The 12,363-nt window shown below is 42.2% G+C and carries 5 protein-coding genes; 4 read left to right on the top strand and 1 reads right to left on the bottom strand.

Features of this window, described 5'->3' with window-relative positions; translation table 11 throughout:
- The first annotated feature begins 275 nt into the window (after positions 1-275).
- On the top strand, positions 276-1,427 hold the full coding sequence (locus tag EKM82_RS10155; RefSeq protein ID WP_125768930.1) for a hypothetical protein: 1,152 nt from the start codon (positions 276-278) through the stop codon (positions 1,425-1,427).
- A gap of 275 nt (positions 1,428-1,702) precedes the next feature.
- Here the strand turns inward: EKM82_RS10155 and EKM82_RS10150 are convergent, their stop codons facing one another.
- Positions 1,703-2,638, bottom strand: coding sequence for an aldo/keto reductase (locus EKM82_RS10150; RefSeq protein WP_125768927.1), 936 nt, complete (start codon positions 2,636-2,638; stop codon positions 1,703-1,705).
- A gap of 259 nt (positions 2,639-2,897) precedes the next feature.
- On the opposite strand from EKM82_RS10150, the gene anmK reads away from it, so the two are divergent.
- The 3 genes from anmK to EKM82_RS10135 all read left to right on the top strand — a co-directional run bounded on the left by anmK (position 2,898) and on the right by EKM82_RS10135 (position 12,340).
- Positions 2,898-4,034, top strand: coding sequence for an anhydro-N-acetylmuramic acid kinase AnmK (gene anmK, locus EKM82_RS10145; RefSeq protein WP_225419721.1), 1,137 nt, complete (start codon positions 2,898-2,900; stop codon positions 4,032-4,034).
- A gap of 391 nt (positions 4,035-4,425) precedes the next feature.
- Complete coding sequence (locus EKM82_RS10140; protein ID WP_125768920.1) at positions 4,426-8,250, top strand: MSCRAMM family protein; 3,825 nt, start codon at positions 4,426-4,428, stop codon at positions 8,248-8,250.
- A 214-nt stretch (positions 8,251-8,464) separates the two neighbouring features.
- A complete protein-coding gene (locus EKM82_RS10135; RefSeq protein WP_125768917.1) occupies positions 8,465-12,340 on the top strand; it encodes an MSCRAMM family protein in 3,876 nt (1,291 codons plus the stop codon).
- Positions 12,341-12,363 lie beyond the last annotated feature (23 nt).

Genomic DNA, 12,363 nt, shown 5'->3' with positions numbered 1-12,363 from the left:
CAAAAGTAATCTTTTCGTAATAAAAAAGTAAAATAAAGCACTTTTACTATAAACTTTGTAACTTATTTGTAATACTATTGCAATGTAAACGGAAACAATCATTATTTGGATCATTCTTCAACAAATGATTGTGGGCAATTTTGGGTAGAAAAGGGGTTTTAAAATGTTTCGCCAATCAGGATAGAACATAAGGCATCATTAGTGCTTATTATTTGATCACATTATTTCAGGTGAAGAGAACTTATTCAATGGTTTAATAATGAGGAGTAATAAAAATGCGAAAAATTACACGCTATTGTGTCTTAGCATTAGCAATTTTAGGGTTAAGCACCAATCTAGTGGGCTGTGCGAATAACAGCCATCATTCAGCAGCAATTAAAACAGCACAGGTAACGAAGATCCCCACTAAGAAGCAGACAACGAAAAAGAAAGTTAGCAAAGCAACTAAAAAAACAGCAACGACTAAAACTGATGCTGCGGCAAAGGTTACTAAATCAGTTACCGATTCGCAAACAGCAGCGCCGGCGACAAAATACAGTGCACCTGCGTCGAATCGTCAACAAATCAGCGTTGCGGCACCAAAGCCAAGTTCAAATAATGCTAACACGGGGATTAAACAAAATAACCCTGCAACCATTTCCGAGGCTGAACAATTTCGCCAGGCACTAATTAAGCAGTTGCCGAATAAATACAGTCTAGCTGGACTATATGCAGTTCCTGATGAAGTGATTACGGCGGCCATGAATCAAACTGATCGCCAGAATTTGGATGCTGTCGGTGAAATTATCGCCGAGCAATATCCGAAAGTTTTGCTGGCCTATACTTTATATTCAACACCACAGGAATTTCGACTCGGCATTGTTAAGCAAATGCCTGGTGTTTATCTGTTAAGTGAACTGGAAAAAGTTCCCGATAGTGTCGTTTGGTCAGCAGTTCAAACCGCTGGTGCGATGGGCGGCGATTTAGGCACAATTGGTAACATTATTGATCGGCAATATCCACAAGTTTTAGTCAATGGCCAGGCCTACCTGAATGCCGAGACTGATCGCCATATTATTTTTGATGAGATGCCCGGTTATTATTCTTGGTCAGAATTAGAAAAGATTGCTGATGATGTGGTTGTTAGAGCAGTTTGCGCAACGGCCAAAATGGGTGGTGATCCAGGTGTGACTGGTCAAATGCTGGCCAAATACTATCCAAGTATTATTTTAAAGAATGATAATCACGCTTTAGCTGAATCCTATCGGCAAACGATTCTGGCGGTGAACGGCAGCACCCATTGTTCTGCTGCTGAACTAGCCAAGATTCCTGATGGTGAAATCATTGACGCAACTTATGGCTCGATTAATATTGGCAGTGATCCCGGATATTCGCTAAGTTTGTTGGCGCAAGATTATCCCAACGTTAAAATTACTAACGAAGCTTAAATAAAATAAAAAAATAGGTTGTTCTTATCTGTTTGTTTTCAAAATTGAGTTCGGTTGTTCCAGAAGCCAACTGAACTAACGGAGGCTAAAATGACACCAATAAAATAGAGTGTGACAAAAGGCGGTTAGCCGGTGAGCAATAATGCAAAATAACGCGTAATTCGTCAGTGACGAATTGCGCGTTATTTTATCGTTAAACGAAACCGGTTGTCTTTTGGGAACACGTTTAGACCGGCTAAAGTTCGGTTTTATTTTATCAAATGGTCGCTTGTTTTTTAAGCAAACAACTTTGTAATGGCCTGATAATCCTCATCACTCAAATTGACGGTCATTGCTTTGGCGTTGCTGGCAACTTGGGCGACTTTTTTGGCACCGGGGATGACGACGGCGATGTCGGGATTCTTGATGTACCAAGCGAGAACTAATTGAGCCACAGTGACTTGGTATTTCTCCGCTAGTGGCTTTAGTTGGTCAACAGTGGCAACGATAGCGTGGAAACGTTGGCCTTGGAAATCAGGATTATCGTGGCGAATGTCGTCGGCTGGGAAAGTCATTTCTTGCTCATATTTACCAGTCAGTAAGCCAGAAGCCAGTGGGAAGAAAGGCACGAAGCTGATTTGATTTTCCCGTAAATAGGCGAAGCGTTCAGCAGCCATTTCCTGGTGGAGCAAGCTGTATTGTTCTTCATCCACATCAACGTAGCCGTCTTGATTGGCTTCTTTTAATTGGGCCAAAGAGAAATTCGAAACGCCAATCGCACGAATTTTGCCAGCTTCCTTCAGCTTTTGTAAGGCGGCAACAGCTTCATTCTTAGGCGTCTGTTCATCAGGAAAATGAATATAAAAGATGTCGAGATAATCAGTTTGCAGGCGCTTAAGGCTGTCTTCAACGGCCTGAGTTAAAAATTCAGGTGAGTTGTCGATTGTCATGCTGCCATCAGCTTTTAAGTTTTGCGCGGCTTTAGTAGCAATAATAATTTTACTGCGGTCATAGCCCTTGATAGCTTGACCAATTAATTTTTCTGATTCGCCTAAGCCGTAAGCAAAAGCGGTGTCTAAAACGGTAATTCCAGCATCAAGTGCTGTTTGAACGATCTTAACGCCAGTTTCGTCGTTTAAATCAGGAAATAAATTGTGACCACCAACGGCATTCGTGCCTAAACCAAGTGGACTTGCTTGCACGTTGCTTTTACCAATTTGAATTGTTGTCATGAAGTAACCTCCTAGAATATGTCTACAGAACGACGACTTTTTAGCGCTACTTTTGCCGTTCCGCGGACGTTGATCAGCTCGTGTGGTGGGACCGGCAATAGTGCCGCCACCACAACTAATTTAATACTTACTTTTAGTATACCCGGTTGGCGAATAAGTTGCAGACAATTGGCTTGCGGTGAAAATTAATTTCATAAATTTATCGTAATCAATGATGTATAATGAAATAAATATCAAAAAATAATCAAGCGAAAGGCGGATGGTTATGTTAGCAGTTGGATTAATGTCAGGGACTTCCTTGGATGGTACTGATGCGGCCTTGGTCGAAATTACCGGGGTTGGTGAAACGACGCAAGTGAAATTGCGGCACTTTGCCAGCTATCCTTTTTCCTTAGCATTAAAAAATAAAATCAAAGCGGCTTTGGCAGTGGAAACATCTAACGTGGAACAAATTTGCAGTTTGAATTTTGAGTTAGGGGCAATTTTTGGCGAGGCCGTGGTTAAAATTTGTCAGGAAGCTCACGTTTTACCTCAGGATTTGGCTTTCGTTGCCTCTCATGGCCAAACAATTTATCATTTGCCTCGGCCTGATCAGGCTGATTTAGTGCCTTCAACGTTGCAAATTGGCGATCCAGCAATGATTGCCGAACGGGCGCAAACAACCGTAATTTCGAATTTTCGCGAGGCCGATATGGCGGTCGGTGGCCAAGGTGCGCCGATTGTGCCGTACTCTGAATATATTTTGTATCGGTCAGCTGACTGTACCAGAATTTTACAAAATATCGGTGGTATCGGCAATGCGACCGTAATTCCTGCAGGTGGCCAATTACGGGAGCTGGTCGCTTTTGATACCGGTCCGGGAAATATGGTGATTGATGAACTGTGTCGTCGCTTTTATCAGGAAGAATATGATCGTGATGGTGCGCATGGTTCGGCTGGTCAAGTTGATCAAGGAGTTTTGCAGCAACTTTTGCAGCACCCGTATTTTGCGCGACCATTTCCGAAAACATCTGGCCGCGAAGATTTTGGTAGTGAATATGTTGATCGCATTTTACAAAAATATCAGTTAAGCGCTGATGACTGGATCGCTACTGCAACTGCGTTAACCGCTCAGTCAATCGCCCAAGCGGTCCAGCAATTTGCTACTGCCAAAACCGAACTGATTATTGGTGGCGGCGGTAGTTACAATCCCACTTTGGTTAAAATGATCCAAGCCGCATTGCCGCAAGTTAGGGTCGGCATTCAGGAGGACTATGGCTATTCCTCTGACGCCAAAGAAGCCATCGCCATGGTTGTCTTAGGCAATCAAACGTGGCATCATCAACCGAGCAACGTGCCTAGCGCTACTGGTGCGAAACGTGCGGTGATTTTGGGACGAATAACAATGAGTCTGTGAAACGGAATAGCGGCTGACTCTGTTCCAGGCTGCTTGTCGTGGAACACGGCCGGCGTTGATATGAGCTTATTGCTATGTAAATAAAAAAATGATCAGCCGATAATCATGGGCGCCATTCCGGGAGCTCTGCTATCAGCTTATTTAAAAAAGAACCGCAACAATTTTAAATTGTCGCGGTTCTTTTTTTGCTACAGAGAGGTTTTAAAACTAGGTTATGTATTTAATTGGATAAACAGTAAAGAATAATATGCTTACTTAATTATAACGAAAATATTTTTGTGCGTTATAATTAAATTAATGAATTTTCGACAAGGGCAATGTCGGAAAATTGGGTAAAAGCAAGTTTTATTTAGCTTGAGTTAGGAAATGTTCTATTCAGGGAGGAATTAAAATGAAAATCAGGATCAAAAGTATCTTGATGACACTGCTGGTTTTGTTGCAGGTGGCGGTAGCACCATTAAGTGTGGTTAATGCGCAAACTAGCACTGCAGGAAGTCAAGCTTCCGCGGCAGCTAGCACGGCGCCAAGTAATGTGGGCAACACTGAAGCAGCGAGCACTGCTGATAGCGACAATCCAACTGGACAAATTCAATTTGCCAATGAAGCTCAGAAAAATCTGGACCCATTAAGGTCGGACCAGAACTATACGATCAATTTAAGTACTTTTGTTAATGCTAATGCTGGCAGTCAAGCTGCTAAATTAAGCGGTGGGACAATCACGGTGTTGCTGCCGAAGGACCATTTTGTGGCGCCGCAGACCAATGATTTGACGAATCAAAGTCAATATATTGATCACGTTGAAATTAGTGATGCTGACGCGACTAACTATCAAATAATTTATCATTTAAAAACAATGGATGCGCAACAGGCAGCCACGATTAATATTCCGTACACGACTCATTTCACGGGGCCTTACACAGCTGGACTGAAAGTGAATCTTGTCCAAACGATTACTGACAAGAATGGCGTGGAATTAAATCGGGTCAGTGCACCAATTTCAATCAACACCGTTCAGCGAAGTTTTACTTTAGCTGTTAAGGTTTATCAAGACATTTCCTCGACGCAAGTTTCTGCTGGACGGCTTAAAGCAGACTATCCTTTCTTTATTTGGTTATCTGACAATCAGCGCAATTATAATGATTTAACACCAATCACTGTGACTGTGGACGTACCAACTGGCCTTAACTTTGATGCTGCCAGTGCGAAGAATAGTGATTGGACCTATGATGAGTCAACTCGCAAAGCAACATTGGTGTTTGCGCCGGATAGTGATTTATCGATTAATAACACGCGGCTACACCTGCCCCTGATTATTCCCCAAGGAACCCAGACTACAGTGAGTGGGAGTAACCATAAATTTGATTTTAAATATTCCATTGAATATAGTAACGGGACAATTTTGCCAGGAGATCGGGACACCGAAATGGTGGTCCGGCAAGAACAGCCTTGGTATGAACAAGCAAAAATGACTTCAAAATTTTATCGCAGTGGTGAACAGTCTGCTGATGTGAAGCAGGTTGATGATAAGACATTGATTTATTCAACCTTGCAGTTCTTGGCTAATGAACGTGACAGTGATAGCGCCTCGAAAACAGTTAAGGTAAGTTCGGCCCAATTTGATTGGAATACGACTAACTTTAAGGGTTACGGCTTATCACTAGCTGGACCGACGGACGTCGCTTTAACCCACAACACCGTTTATGGTCTGCAAGCAGATGGGACCAAAGTTGTGGTTGCTAAAAACATCAGCAATAATGTGACGGTGATCGATCCAGCAAAAACGGCTGATTTTTCATCGCTGTATATTCAATTCGACGACCCAGTCTTGATGACGTCGCCTGATACTGGCATCAACATCTATCAGTATTTTCAATCAACAGAATTACAACGTTGTCTCAAAAATGACCAATATGGCCAATATTACGGTCTGAGTGGCACGGCCTATTATAGTAGTTCCAATAGCCATTCAAATTCGCGCGGGAATATTAATTTAACGAAGCATATTCCCACGATCAATACTCGGCGCGGCGAATTACTGCCAACGACATTATTGAAAAGTGGCAATACCGTTAACGCTAAATTCCAATACGAATATGAAGGCTTGACCCAACCAATCAAGCTGCAAAATGCTTATGTTTATTATTTGTTGCCCTTGGGATTGGCCTATCATGAAACTGCGACTGATCAGGCTGTGGGAATGACCGACATTAAAGTAATCCCTAACTTTAAAAATACAGGGAAGACAGCAGTCGTCGGTAAAGTTGCTGATCCACTGATGCAGCTAAATGGCACTGAAACTTATGGCTATAAGAATTTTAGTTTACCGATTACGGCAACATCTTCCTTAAGAACTAGTAAAAATATTCTCATTGAGAACTATCTGATTTTTAAAAACAATGATGGTACTTTCGACCAGACGTTACCAAATATGGATCAAGCTGTCTATACTGCAGCTTCAGCCGACCCATATGGTTTAGCAACGGATAGTGATCGGCCGAATAATGCTTTACGCGAAGCTGATAACGATTTGGCTTATACAGCACCAGATGCTTTAACGAGTATTGCCCTAGTTAAGAATCAGGATAGCCAAGAATATGTGCCTGATTTAGGTAATGCTGGTGATATTGGTGATCAACTATCATATCGGTTTGACTTGATCAGCAACAATACCGCTGATTCTACTAAGGTCGGGATCATCAATGTGCTACCAACTAAGGGTGAAAACGGTTCGCAGTTCAGTGTAAGAATGACAGGCCCAGCCACCATTACGTCGGCAGCTGGGATTACGCATGACTATTCGGATGATTTCGATATTTATTACTCAACTGACCAATCCACAACAATCAAGCAAGATTATCAAACCGCTACTTGGTCGAAAAGCGTTTCCGATTATTCAAAAGTGCGGATGGTCAAAGCAGTGCTGAAACCTGGTTTAGTTTTAAGTGCTTCTGACGAAATTAATTTAGACTACACAGCACAGATTCCTAATGATAGTTCAATTCCGGATCAGTCCAAGATTTACAATAGCTTTCAAATGACTTTCGACAATGGCAATAATTTCGGTAACGCGATTGCGTCGGCGGCAAGTATTAATTACAAGACGTCCGGTGTTGAGGTGACTAAAATTGCCGGCGATACTGGCCAACCTTTGGCAAAAGTTCAATTTAAGCTATTCGATTATCAGACCGATCAGCAACTTAATACGGATACTGTTTACGCAACAAATAATGAGGGCAAGTTGTCAATTAGTGGTTTAAAGCCCGGCCATTATTATCTTCGCGAAACAACGGTGCCGACAGGTTATGTTACGCCTAATACCGCAACTGAAAAGCAGGCTAATCAGTTTGTTATTCAGCATAATCAAGCGGCACCGACACAACTGACAATCACGAATATTCCTCAAAAATCCCTTTTGATTCAAAAGACCGACGAACTAACCAAGCAACCATTGGCTCAGGCACATTTCCAAGTCGTTGCTGCTGATGGCCAAAAAGTTCAGAAGGATTTAGTGACCGATGATCAAGGTCAAGCCTATGCCTATAGTCTGGTTCCAGGAACTTATACGATTAAAGAAACAGTTGCACCGACGGGTTATCAATTAGCCGCTGACCAAACGGTGACTATTGCCGCCAATAGTGAGCTCATTACCGCTGATGTCACTGATCGGCCAATTAGTGGGATGGTTCAGTTAACGGATTCTGCTCAGCAAACTGGTCAGCCAATCGTTGGGAGCCATTTTAACTTGTACCAACTACAAGCTGGTCGAGAAATATTAGTGGCTAGTGATTTAACGACTGATCAACAAGGTCAATTTAGTCAGAAATCATTATTGATTGGGCAATATCGGCTCAAGCAAATGACGGTTCCTACGATGTATCAATTGAACAAAAATAATTTTGATTTTGCAATTACGGCGACTAAGACCCAAGCTGATATACAAGTACAAAACGCCCGTGTACTAGTAGCGCCAGATCAGCCGCAACAGCCTAATGTTCCTAATCAGCCTAGCAACCAATCTGACAATCATGGTCAGGGTGCGGTCAGCAATCAGGCAAGCATTATTAAAGCGAGTCGCGAGCAGGCTAAACGTCAACGGCAATCGTTTAATAAATTACCTCAGGCAAACGAGCAAACCGATTTACGCGTTCGTGTAATTGGCTTGATGTTATTGTTACTTTTAGGAACACCGATAGTTTTTCGGCGGCTGACTGATTAATAATAGTATTTATTTAAAAGAGTAATCACTTTTGCATAGTGATTACTTTTTTTTACAATAACGCTTATACTTATTTATGAAGAATAGATAATTTTAATCATTGCTTAAGGTCAATTGTTTTCTGGGTTGGGAAATAATGATCGTTGGATTGCGATGGTTGCAGTGCAATCAAAGCAAAGATTTATTAGGGTATAAATTCACAGGAGGAGTTTCGATGCGTAAACAAATTAAGAGCTGGTTAATGACTTTACTAATCTTGGCACCATTAGTAATCACGCCAATGAGTGTGGTGCACGCTCAAACAAATGGCGCTGTGACCTCAGCAACGGTGACAGCAAGCGACGCTAATTCACAGGCAACGGCCACAACTCCAGGAATTCAAGCAACGCCATCAGCTAATGCAAGTCAGTCTAGTAATATTGATGGGCAGATTATTTTCGAGAATCCCGCTCAACAACACTTAGATATGCCGATTCAGTATATTAGACCAGTCACCATGAATTTACGGGCTTATGTCCGAATGAATAGTGACACCGTGGTTCCGGCGTTTAGTGACGGCTTGGTGAAGATAGCTTTACCAAAAACAAGTTTCGCTAAACCAACGCTGGATCAGCTGACCACTAGTGCTGATACGTTAAAATTAGCAGCAATTACTGAAGATGAAACAAATTATTATATTGAATACCATTTAGCAACCTTAGTGGCGGGCAAACAGATTTCTTTGCCATATTCGGTGGTCTTCACGGGACCATATAAAACGGATAATCCCATTCCGATTACGCAGACCATTTATGATGCGAACAATCAGGTCTTGAGTACGAATAGTCAGAATATTACGATTAATCCACGGCCACGAATTATTGGTTTATCTGCGGGGATGCAGGTTTTATCCTATGCTAATCATGAAGTGACTGATATCGTCAATCCTTATGGCAGCTACTACACTGCAAAAACGATTCAAAAAAGAAGCTTCTATGTTTATCTTTACGATCAAACCCTTTTCAATGAAACCAATGATATTAAGTTTGTCGTTACGTTGCCAACTGATATTGAATTTGATACGAGTAAGACGACGAATTGGCAATATAATGCCACGACAAACCAAGCTTCAATCACAGTTTCGGCAACCACGGATATTACGGATAATGTCAACAAATTACCGTTATATGTACGATCAGGGGCTGATATTTCTACTAATCGACGTGCCTTTACTTTTAATAATACGATCACTCATGGCACCCAGCCGACGACTACTGGGTATGCGCCATCAATGCAGATTACCTTTAATCGTTGGGTACCGCGGGAGCGATTCACTTCAGCAATGACTGTAAAGGGGCAGCAAGTGCGCCAAGCCAATGTTAATGATGTTTCTGACCAAACCCCGATTAACTCACGGTTGACTTATGTAGCTAATCTTGGTGATAGCGATGCTGACCCCAGTGTCTTGGTGAATCGAGCAACGATGAATTGGTCATCGGATCGAATTCACGGTGTTTCTATTCAGCAAGTTGGGCCCTTAACTGAAGCAATGAAGCAGAATACTTTGTATGGTGTGCACGGCCTAACTCGCGACAAGCTAACGACTAATTTGGGCACCACACCTTATACGGTCGATCCATCCGTAACTGCCAAATATGGGACCTTGGAATTAGTCTATGATCAACCAGTGGCTGTCAACTCTTCAACGACAGGATTAGCGGCGGTCAGTCATTTTACCAATTCAGAATTGACTGATTATCGTCAGGAAAATAAAGAAACTTTGGGTCGCTTTTACACCGAAGATGGTTGGATGTATTGGGGCAAGCCCTATGATGATTTGAATTCCGGCAATAACGATGTGCAATTGACCTTAACGAAAACGGCACCACCGCGAATTTATGTATCGAGTAATAGTACTCAGGTAACACCGTCCACGCAATTATATAATGGAAATACGCTAAATTTAGGGATTAACTTTTCGTATAGTGACGTTGCTAAACCAATGACTCTGGAAAATGCCGAGATGTATTATATCTTGCCGAATGGCTTGGTGTTTGATGAAAGTAAAGCTGATACAGTGGTAGGCATGTCGAACCTGCAGGTGATCCATAATTATAAGAATATGGGCGTCACGGCGGTTTATGGTCGGGTAACTGATCCCCAATTATTGACTGGTTATGGCCAACAAAAGTTTAGTTTGCCAGTCACGTCCACATCGGCATTACATTCAGGAAAGATTGATCCCGTCATTGGTTATTTAGTGTTCAAAAACAATTCCGGTACTTATGATGTGACCGATCCTGACTTTGGTCAATCAGTGATGGTCTTTGGTCAGGAGGATCCTTATGGCTTAGCACCTGATAGTGATGTGCCTCATCATAACGCCTCAAATTCAATTACTGGATTAACTTACTCGGCACCTAGTGGTTTATTAAGCACTGCCTTAGTCAAAAATCAGAGTAGTCAAAAATTCGTTTCTGATTTAGGCCAAGCTGGTGATGTTGGGGATCAGTTAACTTATCGGTTTAACTTGATTAATAATGATATTGCCACTGCAAATAATATTGGACTAGTTAACGTCTTGCCAACGGTAAATGATCATAATGGCTCGCAGTTTAATGTTCGGCTGACTGGGCCAGTTAAAATCAGTACGGCGGTGACTAGCGCCAGTCAACACGATTACACGAATGATTTCGATATTTATTACGCGACTACGACACCCACAACAACGGCGGCCAATTATCAGCATGCTGCTTGGACGAAAACACCAACTGATTATAGTCAAGTCCGTATGATCAAGCTGGTGTTAAAAGCAGGACATCAAGTTGCGGCGGGGGATGAAATCAATTTTGATTATCCTGCGACAATCCCTAATGACCTGACAATTCCTGATCAGGCGCAAGCTTTGAATGATTTTCAAACGACTTTTAATGGTGGTCTGACTTTTGCTAGTTCCGTTGCTGCAAAGGTGAGTGTTAATTACCCAACTTCGGCCGTGCAAGTGACGAAGATCGATGGTCAAACGAAACAACCATTAGCTGACGTGAAGTTTCAATTATTTGATGCTGACTCTGATCAACAATTGAATTCAGATACGTTATATGAAACTAACCAACAGGGAAAATTATCGATTAGTAATTTAAAACCTGGTCGTTATTACTTGAAAGAACTGGCAGCACCAACTGGTTATGTATTACCGGATATCGCGACCCAGAAACAGACCAATCAATTTACAATTGAACGGCAACAAACCAGCGCTAGCCAGTTAACGATTGCTAATTTACCGCAACGTTCAGTCTTGATTCAAAAAGTCGATCAAGAAACTGGCCAAGCATTGGCAGGTGCCGTTTTTGATATTAGTGATGCTACCGGCAAAGTGGTTGCTAGCGGCTTGCAAACTGATCAAAGTGGTCAAACTTATGCGTATGGCTTGCCAGCAGGTCATTATACCGTGACTGAAACCAAAGCGCCGGCAGGGTATCACTTAGCTGCGCCGACAACATTGGCTATCACGGCCACAAGTCAAGTGGTGCCAATTAAGGTAGCCGATTTGGCGATTAAAGGGTCCTTTACTTTAGTTAATCAGGATCAATTAACAAAGTTACCGCTAGCCAATAGCCGCTTCCAGCTAAGTCGCGTTGTGGCAGGGCAAACTGACTTAGTGGCTAACGATTTAATAACTGATGCTCAAGGACAGTTACAATTAGGTCAGCTTGCATTAGGCGACTATGTTTTACAGCAGTTAGTTGTTAATTCACGGTATCAATTAAACAACAAGCCATTAACCTTTCAAATTACCGCGGCACAACCGCAAATTGATTTAGTATTCAATAACCAGTTACAAACAAATCAGCCACAGAAGCCGGACCAAGGTGGCACTAAGATACCAGTCAACAATCCGACTCATGTGGTCACACACCAATCTGGTTCAAGTAATCAGGTTTCGCTCGCATCATCTCCAATACCTACCATGCACCCGGAAAACAAGCAACAATCAGGACGCTTGCCTCAAGCTAGTGAACAATCACAACCATGGCTGAATATTTGTGGCCTGTTTATCCTACTTGTTTTAGGCATTCCCTTTATCTTCCGTAAAGAAGCTGCTAAATAGCATGGCGACTGTGACATCAGTTG

Origin of the sequence: Lapidilactobacillus wuchangensis (assembly GCF_003946645.1) — a bacterium.
Classification (GTDB): Bacteria; Bacillota; Bacilli; order Lactobacillales; family Lactobacillaceae; genus Lapidilactobacillus; species Lapidilactobacillus wuchangensis.
This window is presented reverse-complemented; position numbering and strand designations above follow the sequence as displayed.